Source organism: Candidatus Solirubrobacter pratensis (assembly GCF_000425945.1).
GTDB classification, from domain to species: Bacteria; Actinomycetota; Thermoleophilia; order Solirubrobacterales; family Solirubrobacteraceae; genus Solirubrobacter; species Solirubrobacter pratensis.
The window spans coordinates 21,631-37,956 of the sequence record NZ_AUEK01000012.1 but is presented as its reverse complement, the minus strand read 5'-3'; the positions used below and the strand labels follow the sequence as shown (position 1 = coordinate 37,956).

20 protein-coding genes are annotated in these 16,326 nt (G+C 73.8%); 9 read left to right on the top strand and 11 right to left on the bottom strand.

The window, feature by feature from the left end; translation table 11 throughout:
* Positions 1 to 41: 41 nt before the first annotated feature.
* From H958_RS0118585 to H958_RS0118570, 3 genes are all read left to right on the top strand, one after another.
* On the top strand, positions 42 to 458 hold the full coding sequence (locus H958_RS0118585; RefSeq protein ID WP_028059762.1) for a phage holin family protein: 417 nt from the start codon (positions 42 to 44) through the stop codon (positions 456 to 458).
* Positions 455 to 706: a DUF3618 domain-containing protein gene (locus H958_RS38530; RefSeq protein ID WP_037410710.1), complete on the top strand. Its 252-nt coding sequence runs from the start codon at positions 455 to 457 to the stop codon at positions 704 to 706. The genes H958_RS0118585 and H958_RS38530 overlap by 4 nt, the downstream gene beginning before the upstream one ends.
* A gap of 334 nt (positions 707 to 1,040) precedes the next feature.
* Entirely contained in the window at positions 1,041 to 1,811 is a 771-nt protein-coding gene (locus H958_RS0118570; protein ID WP_028059760.1) for a SigB/SigF/SigG family RNA polymerase sigma factor, read from the top strand.
* A gap of 65 nt (positions 1,812 to 1,876) precedes the next feature.
* Here H958_RS0118570 and H958_RS0118565 read toward each other — a convergent pair whose 3' ends face one another.
* The 5 genes from H958_RS0118565 to H958_RS0118545 form a co-directional block, all read right to left on the bottom strand.
* Positions 1,877 to 2,677, bottom strand: coding sequence for an SDR family NAD(P)-dependent oxidoreductase (locus tag H958_RS0118565; RefSeq protein WP_028059759.1), 801 nt, complete (start codon positions 2,675 to 2,677; stop codon positions 1,877 to 1,879).
* Between the two features lie 83 nt (positions 2,678 to 2,760).
* Positions 2,761 to 2,997 (bottom strand): hypothetical protein, encoded by a 237-nt coding sequence (locus H958_RS0118560; protein WP_156028056.1) that lies wholly within the window; start codon positions 2,995 to 2,997, stop codon positions 2,761 to 2,763.
* Between the two features lie 82 nt (positions 2,998 to 3,079).
* A complete protein-coding gene (locus H958_RS0118555; protein ID WP_028059757.1) occupies positions 3,080 to 4,948 on the bottom strand; it encodes a CheR family methyltransferase in 1,869 nt (622 codons plus the stop codon).
* Positions 4,945 to 5,931 (bottom strand): chemotaxis protein CheB, encoded by a 987-nt coding sequence (locus tag H958_RS38525; RefSeq protein WP_037410708.1) that lies wholly within the window; start codon positions 5,929 to 5,931, stop codon positions 4,945 to 4,947. Before H958_RS38525 ends, H958_RS0118555 begins: the two co-directional genes overlap by 4 nt.
* Before the next feature lie 74 nt (positions 5,932 to 6,005).
* A complete protein-coding gene (locus H958_RS0118545; protein ID WP_028059756.1) occupies positions 6,006 to 6,812 on the bottom strand; it encodes a hypothetical protein in 807 nt (268 codons plus the stop codon).
* A 100-nt stretch (positions 6,813 to 6,912) separates the two neighbouring features.
* Here H958_RS0118545 and H958_RS0118540 point away from each other — a divergent pair, with 100 nt between their 5' ends.
* The gene (locus H958_RS0118540) at positions 6,913 to 7,923 is read left to right on the top strand and encodes a Crp/Fnr family transcriptional regulator (RefSeq protein ID WP_028059755.1); all 1,011 of its coding nucleotides are present in this window, start codon (positions 6,913 to 6,915) and stop codon (positions 7,921 to 7,923) included.
* 13 nt (positions 7,924 to 7,936) lie between these two features.
* Here H958_RS0118540 and H958_RS0118535 read toward each other — a convergent pair whose 3' ends face one another.
* From H958_RS0118535 to H958_RS38520, 3 genes are all read right to left on the bottom strand, one after another.
* Entirely contained in the window at positions 7,937 to 8,311 is a 375-nt protein-coding gene (locus tag H958_RS0118535) for an STAS domain-containing protein (protein ID WP_196807428.1), read from the bottom strand.
* Positions 8,312 to 8,423: 112 nt separating this feature from the next.
* Positions 8,424 to 8,942: a DUF1360 domain-containing protein gene (locus H958_RS0118530; protein ID WP_196807427.1), complete on the bottom strand. Its 519-nt coding sequence runs from the start codon at positions 8,940 to 8,942 to the stop codon at positions 8,424 to 8,426.
* A 31-nt stretch (positions 8,943 to 8,973) separates the two neighbouring features.
* Complete coding sequence (locus H958_RS38520; protein WP_037410705.1) at positions 8,974 to 9,909, bottom strand: YihY/virulence factor BrkB family protein; 936 nt, start codon at positions 9,907 to 9,909, stop codon at positions 8,974 to 8,976.
* Positions 9,910 to 9,994: 85 nt separating this feature from the next.
* On the opposite strand from H958_RS38520, the gene H958_RS0118520 reads away from it, so the two are divergent.
* On the top strand, positions 9,995 to 10,804 hold the full coding sequence (locus H958_RS0118520) for an SMP-30/gluconolactonase/LRE family protein (protein ID WP_028059752.1): 810 nt from the start codon (positions 9,995 to 9,997) through the stop codon (positions 10,802 to 10,804).
* Positions 10,801 to 11,529, top strand: coding sequence for a metallophosphoesterase family protein (locus H958_RS0118515; protein WP_156028055.1), 729 nt, complete (start codon positions 10,801 to 10,803; stop codon positions 11,527 to 11,529). The genes H958_RS0118520 and H958_RS0118515 overlap by 4 nt, the downstream gene beginning before the upstream one ends.
* A 21-nt stretch (positions 11,530 to 11,550) precedes the next feature.
* Here the strand turns inward: H958_RS0118515 and H958_RS38515 are convergent, their stop codons facing one another.
* Positions 11,551 to 12,306 (bottom strand): cupin domain-containing protein, encoded by a 756-nt coding sequence (locus tag H958_RS38515; protein ID WP_231379297.1) that lies wholly within the window; start codon positions 12,304 to 12,306, stop codon positions 11,551 to 11,553.
* A gap of 93 nt (positions 12,307 to 12,399) precedes the next feature.
* On the opposite strand from H958_RS38515, the gene H958_RS0118505 reads away from it, so the two are divergent.
* Complete coding sequence (locus H958_RS0118505) at positions 12,400 to 13,071, top strand: methyltransferase (RefSeq protein WP_028059750.1); 672 nt, start codon at positions 12,400 to 12,402, stop codon at positions 13,069 to 13,071.
* Positions 13,068 to 13,286: a CDGSH iron-sulfur domain-containing protein gene (locus H958_RS0118500; protein ID WP_028059749.1), complete on the top strand. Its 219-nt coding sequence runs from the start codon at positions 13,068 to 13,070 to the stop codon at positions 13,284 to 13,286. The genes H958_RS0118505 and H958_RS0118500 overlap by 4 nt, the downstream gene beginning before the upstream one ends.
* 17 nt (positions 13,287 to 13,303) lie before the next feature.
* Here H958_RS0118500 and H958_RS46415 read toward each other — a convergent pair whose 3' ends face one another.
* Positions 13,304 to 14,479, bottom strand: a complete 1,176-nt coding sequence (locus tag H958_RS46415; protein WP_028059748.1) for a carboxylate-amine ligase — start codon at positions 14,477 to 14,479, stop codon at positions 13,304 to 13,306.
* A complete protein-coding gene (locus H958_RS46410; protein ID WP_028059747.1) occupies positions 14,476 to 15,465 on the bottom strand; it encodes an iron-containing redox enzyme family protein in 990 nt (329 codons plus the stop codon). Before H958_RS46410 ends, H958_RS46415 begins: the two co-directional genes overlap by 4 nt.
* On the opposite strand from H958_RS46410, the gene H958_RS0118485 reads away from it, so the two are divergent.
* The gene (locus H958_RS0118485; protein ID WP_028059746.1) at positions 15,456 to 16,325 is read left to right on the top strand and encodes a WD40/YVTN/BNR-like repeat-containing protein; all 870 of its coding nucleotides are present in this window, start codon (positions 15,456 to 15,458) and stop codon (positions 16,323 to 16,325) included. The genes H958_RS46410 and H958_RS0118485 overlap by 10 nt on opposite strands.
* Position 16,326: the final 1 nt, after the last annotated feature.

Genomic DNA, 16,326 nt, shown 5'->3' with positions numbered 1-16,326 from the left:
GAGGGGTTACGCGGGCCGTGCTCGTGGCGAGGCCGTTCTGTATGCGCGAGCACACAGAAGGGCGCGAGCGCCCGACCGCCGACCTGCTGCGCGAGCTGTCGGATCAGACGACGACGCTGGTGCGCAAGGAGATCGAGCTCGCCAAGGTCGAGCTCTCGGAGAAGGGCAAGCGCGCGGGGGCCGGAGCCGGCATGTTCGGGGGTGCCGGGCTGCTCGCCGTGTTCGCGCTCGGCGCGCTGACCGCATGCGTGATCCTCGCACTGGCCACCGCCATGGCGGCGTGGCTCGCCGCGCTGATCGTCGGGGTCGTCTACGCCGCGATCGCCGGCGTGCTGGCGCTCGCCGGTCGCAAGCAGGTGCGCCGGGCGACGCCGCCGCTGCCCGAGCAGGCCGTGGATTCGACGAAGGAGGATCTGGCATGGGTCAAGACCCGGGCCAAGAGCGGGCGCAGCAGTTGACCGCCGACGGGGAGCCGAAGACCGCGGCCGAGCTGCGCGGCGAGATCGAAGAGGTCCGCCGCGAGCTCGGCGACACGGCCGCCGAGCTCGCCGCCAAGACCGACGTCAAGGCGCGGGCGAGCGACAAGGCCGAGGAGCTCAAGCAGCGCGCGCGGGAGAACCCCGCGCCGATCGCCGCGGCCGCCGGCGCGTTCGTCCTCACGCTGCTCGCGAGCCGCCTCGTCTCCCGCCGCCGGACCGGGACCTGAGTGAGAGGAGCTCGATCGCAGATGGCTCACAACGCGAGCGCCGTGATCGACCGGCTGCTGAGCGACGACGAGGTCCACGCGCACCTGCGGCGCGCCGCGAGCGAGGGAACGCTCGCGGTCCGGCGGATGACGGGCCGCGATCGCCGGCCGCCGAAACGGCGCGGGAGGGTCCTGATCATCGCCCTCGCGGCCGGTGCCGCGGCGGCCGTCGCGACGAACCGGAGAACCACTTCGACACATTCGGGCGCTTAGCCGCGCGTCTCGCCGTCAGACGGCGGACCCAGCACCCTCTCATGAGGCGTGATTTGCATGCCTTGGCGGTGAAGCCAACGCTATGGCCCCCGTCGTTCTTGACTCACCTGCGCTGCTCGTCCGGCGCGGCGAAGAGCACGCGCTCTTCCGCCGGTACCGCCGGGATCGCGAGCCGGCGGTCAGAAACGCCCTGGTCGAGCGCTACATGCCGCTCGCCCGACACCTCGCGCGTCGCTATCCGAGCGGTGCCGAGCGCGAGGACGTCGTGCAGGTCGCGTCGCTCGCGCTCGTGAAGGCGGTCGACCGCTTCGACCCCGACCGCGGCAGCGCGTTCACCTCCTTCGCCACGCCGACGATCCTCGGCGAGATCAAGCGCTACTTCCGCGACTACGGCTGGTCGGTCCGCGTGCCGCGCGAGCTGCAGGACCTCTCGCTGCGGATCGAGCGGGTCAGCGGTGAGCTGACCGGCCGGCTCGGCCGGGCACCGACGCCGGCGGAGCTGGCCGAGCGGCTTGACGTCGAGGTCGAGCAGGTGCTCGAGGCGCTGTCCTCCGACACCGCGCACCGCCCGGTGGCGCTCGACCGCCCGGCGCGCGACGGCGACGACGAGCCCCAGCGCGCGCTGGCCGCGGTCGAGGAGCACGGCTTCGCGACGGTCGAAGACGCGGTCGCCGTGGACTCGCTGCTGGACCACCTGCCCGACCGCGAGCGCCTGGTCGTGAAGCTGCGCTTCCGCGAGGACCTGCTGCAGCGCGAGATCGCCGATCTGCTCGGCGTCTCGCAGATGCAGGTCTCGCGCATGCTCAGCAAGTCGATCGCGACGCTCCAGCAGCACGCCGAAACCGACCTCTAGCTCGCCGTCGCGGCCTGCTCGCGGTCGACGATGAGCAGCGCCGCGCCGGGGCATCTCCGCGGCGGTCAGTCGCGGGGGCGCGAGCCCGGCTCGGCCATCTTGCGGTGCAGCTCGGCCTTGACCTTGTCGGGGATGAGGCGGCTGCCGCGACCTTGCAGCTTGGTCGAGAGCGAGTGCGAGACGACGCGCTCCTTGCCGGCCATCAGCGCGTCGAAGCCGTCGCGCGCGACGTCCTCGGCGCTGTCCTTGTCGCCGGCGCCGACCTGGGTGTCGAGCATGCCGGCGCGCTCGAAGAACTCGGTCTCGGTCGGCCCGGGCATCAGCGCCGTGACGGTCACGCCGGTGTCCCGGAGCTCGTTGCGCAGCGCGAGCGCGAATGACTGCACGAACGCCTTCGAGGCGTTGTAGACGGCCTGGAAGGCGCCGGGCATCGTCGAGGCGATCGAGGACGTGAACAGCAGGCGCCCTTCGCCGCGGGCCGCCATGTCGCGGACCAGGTACTTGGCGAGGTGCACGGTCGAGCGCACGTTGAGGTCGACGAGCCGGAGCTCCTGTCGCAGGTCCGTGTCGCTCGCGAACGCGCCGCCGGCGCCGATGCCGGCGTTCAGCGCCGCCGCGTCGGGCGTCCTGCCCTCGAGGCTTCGATACAGGTGCTCGACGCCCTCTTCTGTGGCGAGGTCCACCTGCACGGCCTTTACGCCGGCTCCGAGGCCCTGGAGCTCGGCGGCGACCGCCGTGAGGTCCTCGTCCTCGGCGGCGATGACAAGGTCGAAGTCGTGCGAGGCGAACTGCTTGGCGAGCTCATGGCCGATGCCGCTGGAGGCGCCGGTCACAAGGGCGAGCCGGCGAGGTGTCGTCGTGTCCATCCCCCTTGGATCTCCACCCCGGCGGGAGCGGCAACGCGACGAGACCGTTTGCTGACCCCGCCGCGTCCCTGCATCGCGCGCTACTAGTCCTTGCGGCCGAGCTCGTGCTCGCGCTTGGCGATCTCGCGATCGCGTCGCGCATTCGCGCGGAGCCGCTGCGCGAGCTCGCGAGAGCGCTGCGCGTCCTCGATGGTCTCGCCGATCTCATCGGCGATGTTCGCATGCCGTTCGTGCGCGTCAGCCGCCTGCTCATGCGCCTCGGCGGTGCGCTTCGCGGCTTCCGCGGCGCGCCGGCTGGCGATCCGGATCCGCTTGGCCATCTCGTCCTCGTTCATCGTGGGCCGGGACTTCCCCGGCGGCGTCGCGTCGCACCGGTCGCGGTCGGCGCGCTGACGGCGAGCGCTACTCGGCCGCGTCTTCGGCGGGCTGATCCTCCATCAGCACGATCGCGCCCTGGACCTTGGCCCCGTCCCCCATCGACCGGCTGACCAGCGGCAGCACCGTCGCGCTGACGACGATCGGCCGCCCGCGCCGGTTGACCGCCTGCAGTTCGCGACTCTCGCGCGGGTGCGTGCCGGTGAGCACCGACCGCAAGGCGGCGGCGAGCTGCTCCGCGGGCAGCCCGATGTCCAGGCTGAGGAAGTGGTGGTCGAGCGCCTCGTCGCGTCGCAGGCCCCAGAGATCCTCGGCGCGGTGGTTCCAGATCTGCACGCGCTGGTGCGTGTCGAGCACCGCGACGCCGAACCCGAGCGACGTGAGGATCGCCTCGAGGAACTCATTGACCTGGTTGAGCTCGCCGGTCCGGTCGCGGAGCTCGTCGTTGATCGTCTCGAGCTCCTCGTTGGTCGACTGGAGCTCCTCGTTCATCGTCTCGAGCTCCTCGTTGGTCGACTGGAGCTCCTCGTTGGTCGTCTGCAGCTCCTCGTTCGCGGACTGGAGCTCCTCGTTGGTCGTCTCGAGCTCGTCGATCGTCGACTGCAGCTCCTCGTAGGCGAGCTCGAGGTCGCGGCGGTTGCCCTCGAGCTCGCTCTGCAGCGCGAAGTAGCGCGTGACATCCTCGAACACGACGCTGACGCCGAGCACCGTGTTGGCGCTCGAGAGCAGCGGCGACACGGCGATGCCGAGCCGCCGCTCGTCGCCGCGGTCGGGCGTGAAGGCGACCTCGCCGACCGGGACGCGCCGGCGCTCGCGCAGCGCCTGCTCGATCGCCGGCCGCAGCTCGGACGGGCGGTGCGCGATCGGAAGCTCGTCGAAGGCGCGCCCGAAGTCGTCGAGCGCGAGCTGGAACAGCGCCCGTGCCGGCAGGTTGGCGAACGAGAGCCGCCCGGTGCGCGAGACGATCAGCAGCGGATGCGGGCCGAGCTCGAGCGCGGCGTCGCGCGTGCCGCGGTCGTCATCGGGGGTCGGCAGCTCGGCGATGTCGCCGTTCGTGAACCCGAGCGCGCGCGCGGCCAGCGAGTCGCGCGGCTGCTTGGTGAAGATGCGCTTCTTGAGGTCGAGCGGCGCGAACAGGTCGCGGTGGGAGATCATCATCTCCGACTTCCCGAGCATCAGCACGCCGTGCTCGTGCAGGGCGAAATGGAAGTGACGCAGGATCCGCGCCTGCGTCTCGGCGTTGAAGTACATCAGCGTGTTGCGGCAGATGAGCACGTCCAGGCGCGAGATCGGCGCGTCCTGGATCAGGTTGTTGCGGCCGAAGATGACGGCGCGGCGCAGGTCCTTGCGGAACGCCCAGTTCTTGTCGGAGCGTTCGAAGTAGCGCTCACGCAGCCCGTCGGGCAGGCTCTCGAGCTCCTTCGGTGCGTACACCGCCAGCCGCGCCTGGGCGAGCGCGTCCTCGTCGATGTCTGTCGCGTAGATCTTCACGCGCTCGCGATAGTCGTCGACCCCGAGCAGCTCGGCCAGCACCATCGCCATCGTGTAGGCCTCCTGCCCGCTGGCGCAGCCCGCGCTCCAGATGCGGATCGGCTCGTCCTCGGCCTTGGCGGCGATCAGCTCCGGCAGCACCCGCTCCTGCATGTCCTGCCAGGCCGGCGGGTCGCGGAAGAACTCGGTGACGTTGATGAGCAGCGTCTCGAAGAGCTGCTCGTACTCGTCCGGATGGACCTCGAGGTAGTCGAGATAGTCGCTGTAGCCGGGGCAGCCGACCGATTCCATGCGGCGGCGGAACCGCCGCTCGAGGCTCGTGCGCTTGTAGCCGGTGAAGTCCAGGCCGCGCGTGCGCTTGAGGAACTCCAGCAGCGCCTCGAATGCCGCGTCGGCCTCGCTCATCCGGCGGTCTCCTCGAGCATCTGGTCAACCGTCAGGGCGTAGCTGCCCACGCCCATGCTGAGCGCGCGCCGGATCAGCGCCGCGCGGTCGAGCGCCTCGCGCGCGGACTCCTCGAAGCGCCGGGCGCTGCGCGGCTTGCCCTCCATGCGGCCGGCGATCCGGCGCAGCAGCTCGCCGCGCTCCTCGAGCACCTCGAGCGCCGTCCACAGCGCGGCCTCGACGGCCTGACCCTGGGCCTCGACCATCGCGTCCTCGGAGTAGGTGTGGCCGACCCGGCAGCGGTAGCGCGCGAGCGCGCCGTCCTTGACCTCCCACAGCGCGCCGCTGCACTCAGGGCAGGTGAAGCCGCTCGCGGGACCGGCAGGGCGCTGCTCCGCGCGCAGATGATCATCGGGATCGGGGACCGACGGCATCGCTTCCTCCTCTCGAGGCGCCGGGGCGGCGGCTCTCACAAGGCGCTCGAGCACGCCGCCGATCTCCGCCAGCGGGAGCGTGTAGTCCGGGGGATTGGCGGCGATCGCGCTCGCCGGCATCCCCGGGACCAGCGCGTCCGCCGGGTCCTGCACGATCACGGTGCCGCCGGCCTCCGACATCGAGACGGTGCCGGCGGAGCCGTCGTCGAGCGCGCCCGACAGCACGACGCCGATCGCCGCCGGACCCCATGCCCGCGCCAGCGACCGGAACATCGGGTCGGCGGCGGGGCGGACGCCGTTCTCCTTCGGGCCGCGGCTGAGCTCGATCCGGTCGCGGCGCACGAGCAGGTGGCGATCCGCGGGCGCGACGTAGATCAGGCCGGGCTGGATCGCCATCGCATCCTCCGCGACCACGGCGGTGAACGCGCTCTCGCGGTCGAGGATCGGCCCGAGCAGGCTGCGGCCGGTCGCCGGGATGTGCAGCACGACGAAGATCGCCGCCGGCAGATCGGCCGCCAAGCCGGCGGCCAGGGTCCGCAATGCCTCCACGCCGCCGGCCGAAGCGGCCATGCCGATGACGCGCGCGGGCGCAGCGCGCGGCGACTGGGCCTGAGACGCCTCATCCACTCAAAGGGAATCTACCCCTATCCGCCGCGCGCGCGTGCCTCCTCCAACCCGTCGGCAAAGGTCAGCTCGATGCGCTCGAAGACCGCGAGCGCATCCTGCTGGGCCGTGCGCGCGAAGGCGAGCTGCTCGGCGACCCGGTGGCGCAGCTCGTCGCGGCGGCGGCGGAGGGTGTCGGCGTGCCCCGCGCCGCGGGTCAGCAACCACGCGTCCCCCGTCGTCCGCATGACGTGCTCGCCCTCGAGCGCTCGCAGCGTCCGCTCAAGCAGCTCGGGACCCAGGCCGGTGAGCCGCGTCAGCGCGGCGGCGTCGAGCCCGATCCGCAGCCTGAAGCCCTTCTGCGACTGCTCTCCCCAGCGCGCGACGAGCGACCACACGACGGCCAGCAGCCGCTCCTGCGGATTCGTCTGCCGGGCCGCGGCGCGCAGCGCGGTGCGCGCCGCTTCCTGGCGGGCGGCACGGGCGGCCATGCGCGCCTCGACCTGGGGCCAAGGGCGGATCAGCGTCGTGAACGACTCGTCGATCACCGCGAGGCGGACGCGCGGGCCCGCGGTCCACGTACCCGCCGCGAGGTCGCCGGTGCCGATCAGGTCGCCCGGGCCGAAGGCGCCGCTGATCTCGCCTCCGGGATCGCCGCACAGCAGCAGCCCGTCGAGCACGGCGAAGCGGGAGGCGCGGGGCGTCCAGGAGCCAGGCGCCGGTGCGACGACCTCCAGCAGCGGCAGCCGGCCCGTCGTCACCGCCACTCGCGCGCCGAGCACATGGGCGAGCGTGGGATCGATGTCGAGGAGCGACGCTGCGCGCGCAGATTCGGCGAGGTCGTTCATGGGCCGAGCGTATTTACACTGCCTGAATGTGCTACGCACCGGTCACAAGCCGGACCGCGACGGCATCCGCGCCGGTGTCAGGGCACGTACGATGACCCAGATGGCCGCGTCGACGGCACACCGCGCCCACCGGGACGCCGCCGGCTCGCTGCTCGAGCTCGACCCGGAGCTGGGCTGCCTCCTGACGCCCGAGCGGCGCTCTGCGGCGGCGCGGGAGCTGCGCGTCCGCGTGAGCGCGCTGGCGACCGGGGAATGGGATGTGGGGCGGCTCGGCGAGGCCGATCCCGCGCATTACGGACTGCTCGTCGTCGACGGAGTGCTGGCGCGCGAGGTCGTGCTCAGCATGATGGTCAGCACCGAGCTGCTGGGTCCAGGCGACATCGTGCGGCCGTGGCGGATCGAGGGGGAGCCGCTGCTGCTCTCGGTCACCGTCCGCTGGAACGCGCTCTCGCCGGTGCGTGTGGCGCTGCTCGACCGCCGTGTGGCGACGCAGCTGGGCGCGTATCCGGAGATCGGCGCGGTCCTCGTGGACCGCCTGGCGGGCCGTGCGCAGCGCTTGGCGGTCACGCAGGCGATCTCGCAGCTCAACCGCGTGGAGGACCGGCTCGTCGCGCTGTTCTGGCACCTCGCGGAACGCTGGGGGCGCGTGGCGCCCGAGGGCATCGCGCTCCCGCTCGCGTTGCCGCACCGGCTGCTCGGCGAGATCGTCGGCGCGCGCCGCCCCACGGTGTCCTCGGCGCTCGCCGAGCTTGCGCGCACGGGGCGCGTCGTGCGCCGTGAGGACGGGACGTGGCTGCTCACCGGCGAGGCTCCGTCGCCCGCGGAGGGCGAGGAGGGCGAGGTGGTGCGCCAGCGGCGGCGGCTGATGCCCGAGCCGCGCGCCGCCGAAGAGCCCCCGCATGAGTCCGCGCCGGCGCCGATGGCGTCCGGGCGCGGGGAGGAGTTGCGCGCGTCGTTCGAAGCCGCGCACGAGACGGCCGCGCGGCGCGGCAGGGACCTCGAGGTCTTACAGGTCGAGACGACCGCGCTGCGCGCTCGCACGGACGCGCTCCGGCGCGAGCGCGCCGAGCGCCTGGAGCGCCTTCGGTCCGCGGCCCGGCGCCGTCGCTGAGCCTGGATCGAGGCTAAGTCGCGCCGTCGGCCGCGGAGCGGTTCACATGGACCGGGATCACCTTGTCGATGCCCGAGACCGCGATGACGCGGCGGACCGGGCCCTCGGGGCAGATCAGCGCGAAGCTGCGCCCGTTGAGCTCCCGGTGCGCCTCCACCAGCACGTTGAGGCCGGTCGAGTCCATGAACCCGACGTGCGTGAGGTCCAGCCAGATCTCGCTGACGCCGGAGTCGGCGACGCCCTCGAGCGCGGCACGCAGGCCGTCGCACGACGCCAGGTCGACCTCGCCCTTCACGGTCAGCACCACCCGTGGGCCGGCGCGCGACTCGAGCACCGTCAGCGGCGGCGAGCCGTCACGGTCGAGGCCGAGCGGCAGACTTTCGTCCATCCGGATCGTCATACCGCGCCGCGGCCGTCCAAGGTGGTGGCGGCGAGCCTGCACCTGACCACGAGCCTGAACGCGGTCAGAGATCCGACCGTGAGCGGCGGTCGGTGGAGCGCTAGACGCGGTCCTCGGCGGCGACGTACGCGAGCTGGAGGCCGTCCGCGATCGCGTGCATCGTCCACATGCCGGCGAGCAGACGGGTGAGCCGGGGCGCGTAGACGTAGCCGACGGTGAAGCCGCCCGCGACCCACTGCCCGACGCAGTACGGGCAGATCAGCAGCTCGCCGACCGCGCGGCGCAGGCCGCGCCCGCGCGCCTCCTCCTCGACCTCGCCGTGGCCGGAGCGCTCCTGGAAGCGCGTGAACGGCGCGCGCAGGAAGCCCGTCACCTTGTCCTTGGCGACGAGGCGGCTGACCTTGTGGGTGGCGATGCCGGCGAGGACCAGGTCCCGGGTGCTGATGCGGTCCGGCAGCGGCCTGCCGCGCCGGAGCGCGACGATCAGGGCGCCGGCGAACGCGCCCGCGAAGGCCGTGCTGAGGATGCTGTAGCCGGCCAGCGGCCGGTGCTCGTCGTCGCCCGCGTACTCGGCGCCGAAGCGTCCGGGCAGGTCGGTTCGCTCGCTCGTGGCTGTCACGCGATGGGGCTACCCACGGTGCGCGGAGCCGTCACGCCTTCGGCTCGTCGCGCAGCGGCAGGTACGGCTCCTCGTCGGGCGGATGGCCGGCCGCGATCTGGCGGCTGCGCTCCATCTCGGAGTTGAACTCGGCGCCCAGCAGGATGATCAGGTTCGTGATCCACAGCCAGATCAGGAACACGATCACGCCGCCGAGGCTGCCGTAGGTCTTGTTGTAGGAGGCGAAGTTCGCGACGTAGACCGCGAACAGCAGCGAGGCGACGATCCACAGGATCACGGCCAGCAGGCCGCCGGGGGTGACCCACGGGAAGCCGGGCTGCTTGACGTTCGGGCCGGCCCAGAACAGCAGCGAGATCATGAACGAGACGACGAGCACGAGCACCGGCCACTTGGCGATGCCCCACACGGTCACGAACGTGTCGCCCAGGCCGATCAGGTTCCCCACCGAGCGGGCGACGGGGCCGGTGAGGACGACCGCCAGCGCGCTCGCCGCCAGCAGCAGCAGCAGCACGATCGTGGCGCCGACGCGGAGCGGGATGCGCTTCCAGATCGGGCGCCCCTCGGGCGCGTCCCAGACGGCGTTGGCGGCGTCCATGAAGGCGCCGATGTATCCCGAGGCCGACCAGATCGCCGCGACGAGGCCGATGACGAACGCCAGCGTCGATGCGCCCTGCGCGGCGCCCAGGCTCTTGAGCGAGCTGGTGAGGATCTGCTTGGCGGGGCCCGGAGCGACGGTGGAGAGGTTGTCGATCAGCGGCTGGGTGGCCGACGGGCCGATCACGCCGAGGATGCTGACCAGGGCCAGCAGGGCGGGGAAGATCGAGAGGACGGCGTAGTACGTGAGCGCCGCGGCCCAGGTGGTCAGCTTGTCCTCGGAGAACTGGCTCACCGTGCGCTTGAGCACCTGTGGCCAGGTGCGACCGGACAGGTCGGTCGGGTTCTGCGGCACCGCGGCGGCGTTGGGCATGGGCACCGGCATACCCGGCGGCCCGCGATCATTTTCGTTTCGGGAGACGGTCTAAGCGTCAGTTTGTCCCCTCGAGGAGGTCCGGATGGCTGAGGTTCTGTGGACGGGGATCGCCCTTGGCGAGTCCCCGCGCTGGCACGACAGGCGGCTGTGGTTCTCCGACTGGGTGGCGGGCGAGCTGCGCGCGGGCGACGACGTCGTGATGCGGCTGTCCTCGTTCCCGTTCTCCTTCGACTGGCTGCCGGACGGGCGCCTGCTCGTGGTGTCGGGGCGCGAAGCGGTGCTGCTGGCCGGCGGCGAGCCGTACGCCGAGCTTGGCGCGATCGCCGCCCCGCCGTGGAACGAGCTCGTGGTCGACGGGCGCGGGAACGCGTACGTCAACTACGCCGGCTTCGAGTTCCCGGGCGGCGAATTCGCTCCGGGCGGCGTCGCCATCGTCCGGCCCGACGGGTCGGGAGAGCGGGTGGCGGACGGGCTCGCGTTCCCCAACGGGATGGCCGTCACGGCCGACGGATCGACCCTGATCGTGGCCGAGTCCTACGCCGGGCGGCTGACCGCGTTCGCCATCGGCGAGGACGGCTCGTTGTCCGAGCGGCGCGTGTGGGCGGCGGTCGACGGCAGCGCGCCGGACGGGATCTGCATCGACGCCTCGGGCGCCGTCTGGTACGCGGACGTGCCGAACCGGCGCTGCGTGCGGGTGCGCGAGGGCGGCGAGGTGCTCGACGTCGTCGAGCTCGACCGCGGCGGCTTCGCCTGCATGCTCGGCGGCGAGGACGGGCGGACGCTGTTCATCATGGCGGCCGAGTGGGGCGGGATCGGGAACGTGGGCGCGGGCGAGCCGACCGGGCAGGTGCTGGCGGTGCAGGCCCCCGAGCCCGGCGCCGGGTGGCCATGAGGGTCGCCGTCTTCGGGGACGCGCACGCGCACGCCGAAGCGCTCGAGGCCGTGCTCGGCGCGGCGGCGGACGCGGACGAGCTGTGGTCGCTCGGCGACATGCTCGGTGGCGGCCCGGACCCGGCGCGCGCGCTGCGGCTGACGCGGTCGCGGTGCCGCGTCGCCCTGGTGGGCAACCACGACTACGGGGCGACCGGGTCGGTCGACCCGTCGCGGCTGGGCGAGCTCGGCGCGCGCTCGGTGGAGCTGGCGCGCGAGCAGCTCACCGAGGAGGAGCTCGGCTGGCTGCGGCGGCGCCGGCCGGCGGCGCGGCGGGAAGGCGTGCAGTGCTGGCATGGGAGCCCTCGCAACCCGGTCTGGGAGTTCGTCGGGCCGTCCAACGCGGGCGCGTGCCTGGCGGCGCAGCGCGCGCCGATCGGGCTCGTCGGTCACACGCACGTCGCGAGCGCCTGGGCGGCCTCGGCCGGCGGGCGCGCTCGGGCGGTTGCGGTGCGGGTCGACGAGCCGCTCGAGCTCGGGGACGGCAAATGGCTGCTCAACCCGGGCGCCGTCGGCGCGCCGGCGCCGTCGCCGCTTGGATGGTGGGCGGGACTCGACGCCCAGGCCGCGGCGCTCTGGCTCGAGCTCGACCTCGAGGCCCGCACGGCGACGTGGCGCCGCGCGCCGTTCGACCCGCGGCCGGCGCGCGAGCGCGCGCGGGCGCTCGGGCTCGACCGCGCGCCGTGACGCCCGCGCATCGCCGCGCGGCTACTCCTGATCGAACGCGGTCGCGTCCCCGCGCAGGTGCGCCGCGAAGCCCGCGTTCGGCGCGTGCACGTCGAGATAGCGCGCTTCGCCGCCGACCGCGTGCCGCACGCCTGCCGGGACCGTGACCCACGCGCCCTGCTCCGCGCGGACCGCCTCGCCGGCGAGCATCAGCTCGAGCGTTCCCTCGAGCACGTAGAACGCCTCGACGTGCCGGGCGTGCACGTGCTCGGCCTGGGTCGCCGACAGCTCGGCGATCGCGATCTCCTCGGTGTCCGCGAGCAGCCGCCGGCCGCCGGCGAGCTCTTCAGCGGCGCCGATCGACGCCTCCGACACGGGCCGGCCGCCATCCTGCGGCGGGTCATGCTGGTCGAACCCGACGCTGCGCCCTTCGCGCAGCCCGCGCATGTAGGCGGCGAACCCGCTCCCGGGCGCGTGGAAGTTGAGGTAGCGCACGTCGGCGTCGCTCGCGTTGCGGAAGCCGTGGACCACGGGCGGCGGAACGAGCGCGAGCGTCCCCGCCGGCAGCGCGACCTGCCGGTCCTGCGCGCCGAGCCGGACGGTAAGCTCGCCCTCGAGGACGTAGAAGACGTCGGAGTGGGACCGGTGGACGTGCAGATCGGCCCCGTCGCGCCCAGGCCCGAACCGCGACACCGTCGCGTGCAGCGGATCGTGCTCGCACAGGATCTCGACGCGGCGCTCGGGCGAGTCCCCGATGACCTCTCCGCCGCCGGCCCCGACCATGGTCGCCCCTGTCATCGGCGCGAGTCTACGAGCGCCGGCCGCGGGTGGGGGCGTCACCGCGCGTACCATCGCCGTTTCCGCGGAGCGCCGTGCGGCGATGCCTGCGCCGTGTTCATCGTCCTCCCCGGGGTCTTCCACCCGCGCTCGGACACGCGGCTGCTCGCGCGCACCGCGTGCACGCAGCCGCTTCCCGCCGGCGCGCGCGTGCTCGAGCTGTGCGCGGGGCCGGCGTACGCGGGGCTCGCGGCGGCGCGCGCGTTCAAGGGCGCGCTGACGACCGTCGACGTCTCACGCCGCGCCGCGCTCAACGCGAGCCTCAACGCGCGTCTGAGCCGCATCCGCATCCGCGCCCACCGCGGCGACCTGCTCGCGCCGGTCGCGGGCCAGCGCTTCGACCTGATAGTCGCCAATCCGCCGTACATCCCGGGGGACGAGCCGCCCGCCCGCGGTCCCGGGCGCGCGTGGGAGGCCGGGGCCGACGGCCGCGCGGTGCTGGACCGCATCTGCGCCGACGCGCCCGCGCATCTCGCGCCGGGCGGCGTGCTGCTGCTGGTCCACTCGGAGGTCTGCGGGCCTGAGGCGACGCTCGCCGCCTACGCCGCCGCGGGGCTCGAAGCGGACGTCGCCGCGCGCGAGCGCGGCCCGCTCGGCCCGATCCTGCGCGATCGGCGCGCCGAGCTGGAGGACCGCGGCCTGCTCGCGTCCGGGCAGGCGGAGGAGGAGGTTCTCGTACTGCGCGGCATGGCGCCGGGCCGGGCGGGGAAGGACGGCGGGACATGAGCGAGACCCTGATCACGCCCTATCGCGACGGCCCGCTGCTCGTCCGCGGCCCGTTCCGCCTGGTCGACCAGGACGGCAACGAGATCGACACCGGCCGGGAGACCGTCGCGCTGTGCCGCTGCGGCAAGTCGCGGCTGCGCCCGTTCTGCGACGGCACGCACAACCTGATCCGGTTCAAGGCGCCGAGCGGCGCCGAGCAGGGACGCGCCGCCTGAAGCCGGCGCCCGTCGCGCTACTCCAGATACAGCTCGGCGAGCCGGCGCGCGGCGAGGACCGGCCCGAGCTCACGCTGGCGCTGCGCGCCGTTGGCCTCGATCAGCGCGCCGGCGCTCGCGAGCTCGGCCGCGCATCCCAGGCGCTCCGCCGAGGACGCGAGCTGCGCGAGGCGCTCCAGCAGCACCCGGCGCACGGGCGTCCGCTCACCGGTGCGCAGATCGGCGAGCTCGCCGTCGAGCCCGAAGCGGCATGCCGTCCAGCGGTTCTCGGCGATCCGCCACGAGGCCGGCGCGGGAAGCGGCTCGCCCGCGTCGTGGCGCTCGGCCAGCCAGGCGATCAGCGCGTGGGCGAACGCGGCCACCGCCGCGGCGTCGGAGAGCGTCGTCTGCGCGTCCGGCACGCGCAGCTCCAGCGTGCCGTAGGCCACGTGCGGACGCAGCTCCCACCACCAGCGGCGCGGCTCGGGAACGGCGCCGGCGGCGCGTCCCCAGCTGAGGGCGTCCGCGAACGCCTCCCATGACTCGAGCGCGGGCGGCACGCCCTGGCGCGGCAGCAGGCCAGAGACGAGCGGGCGCACCGACGCGAGCCCCGAGTCACGGCCGCCGAGGAACGGCGCGTTGGCGGCGAGCGCGGCGAGCTCGGGCACATGCCCGCGGAGCGCGTTGTAGACCGCCAGCGTACGGTCGGCTCCGCCGACGGCGACATGCACCTGCAGGGAGCACACGAGCTGGCTGCGGGCGACGTCGCCGTACTCGGCCAGGATCGCGTCGTAGCGGTCGCCCTCGCTGAGCTCCCCGAGCGGCGCCGCGAACGGGTGCATGCCCGCGGCGGCGGGGAGCGCGAGGCCCTCGGCGGCGGCGGCAAGGGCGCGGCGGCCCCGCCCGAGTTGTGCGATCGCCTCGGCGACGGTCGCGGCCGGCGCTGTGGTCAGCTCGATCTGGGAGGCGGGCAACTCGCGCTTGGGGAGGATCGCGCGCGGCGCCGCGACGGTGGCGAGTGCGCGCGCCGCCCGGTCGTCCGCCGCGCCCTCGCGCGAGTCGGCGCCGCGCAGCTCGGTCGCTCGTGCGATCACCTCGGCGGCGACCGGCGCGAGATCCGCCGTCGCGGGGTCGAGCAGCATCGCCTCCTCCTCCAGGCCGATCGTCATCGGCTCCGGCGCGTCGAACGCCTCGCGCAGCTCGGTCGCGTTCATGCCGCGGCCGGCGATCGCGCACCGGCGAGCAGGGAGGACCTGCCCTGCTCCCAGGCGGTCAGCAGATGCGTCGCCCAGCGGCCCTCGACGGCGAGCAGCGCCCGCGCGCCCCACAGGATGTCGGGCGCCAGCGCCGGCTCCTGGCGCGCCAGGCCGCCCGCGAGATCGACCGCGGCGACGCTCTCGTGCACCGCGTCGGCGACCACGTGGACGTCGAAGAAGGCGGTCGCGTCCTCGCCGTGTCCGAGGCGGCGCAGGCCGGCGGCGTAGCGGCGGTTGGGGATCGACGACGTCATCTCGAACATCGCGAGGTGACCGGCGATGGCGCCGCGGCGGCTCCGGTGGAGCCCGAGCAGCGACATCAGGTTGACCGTCGACAGCGTGACGCCGGGGATGCGGTCGAGGTAGGCGCCGTAGGCGGAGTCGAGCCCGAGCGCGCGCATCGAGCCCGCGAACAGCTCGGCGTGGATCCGGTCCGCGCGGCCGCCACCGTACTCGTCGGCCTGGATCTCCACCATCGCCGCCTTCGGGCCGCCCCACAGCCGCGGGAGCACCCAGGAGTGCGGGTCGGCCTCCTTGAGCTGATAGGCGGAGCGATGGATCAGGAGCTCCTCGACCTGGGCGGCCGTCGCCTCGCGCTCGACGTACTTCGAGAGCGACGGCGCCTCGTCGGACGCCTCGAGCTCGCGCAGCGCGACGTCCATCTCGTCGGCGGGCGCCTCGGGCGATCCCGCGAGCGCGAGCATGTCCGCCTCGAAGCGCCGCTCCAGCCCCGCACGGAACGCGAGCAGCGACGGATCCCACTCCCATGCCTCGGCGACGTCGTCGAAGCCGCGGTAGTGCAGCTCGTAGCAGCAGTAGAGCGACAGCTGCAGGTCCTCGTCGTCGTCCGGCTCGGGAAGCGCGAGATCCGGGTGCGGGGGCGTGCGCAGCGCGGCGAGCAGGGCTTCGCTCGCCGCGCCACGGGGCTCAGGAAGTGCAGGCACGCCGCCGTGCTACCCATGCAGCGTCCCCTCATACCCCGCTCACACGCGCTTGCCGTGCGGGCGATGCGCCGTGCACCGGCGCGGCGCCGAGCGCCGCGAACGCGTTCATCGGCTCGATCGCGGTCGACCCGAAGGACGGCACGCTGTACCTCGGCACCGGCGTCGGCCTCTTCCGCGTGCAGCGGCGCGGAGGCGAGGCCGTGCGGATCGCCGGGCGGCTCGAGACGTCCGACGGCGCGGGCTCGGTCTCCTCGAACCTCGTCGTGCGCGCCGCGCGCCCGGGCGTGCTGCTCGCGTCGGGGCATCCCGAAGAGGGCACGCTGCCGGAGAACCTCGGGCTGATCCGCTCGACCGACGGCGGCCGTTCGTGGACGGCGGTCGCGCAGCTGGGCCAGGCCGACTACCACCTGCTCGAGCTCGCCGGCGGCCGGATCGTGGCCGTTCGCGCCGACGAGCCCGACGTCCTGGTGAGCAGCGACGGCGGGAAGGCGTTCGAGAGGCGCACGCCGCCGGCGCCCCCGGTCGACCTCGCCGCCGACCCGCGCGACGGCTCCCGTCTGGTCGTGACGACCGAGCAGGGCGGCTTCACGTCGAGCAACGAGGGCCGCTCGTGGCGCCCGCGCGACGCGACGCCCGGAGGCCTGCTCGCCTGGGCCGCCCCGGACCGCCTCTACCGCGCCGACCGCCGCGGCGAGGTGACCGTCAGCGCCGACGGCGGAGCGACGTGGTCACGCCACGGAGCGATCGCAAGCGCCCCGAACGAGCTCGCCGTGGGCCGCGACGGCACGCTCTACGCGTCGGTCGCGGGTGGAGAGGTGCGGTCCTCCGGCGACGGCGGCGCGACTGGAGGCGCTACGTGAA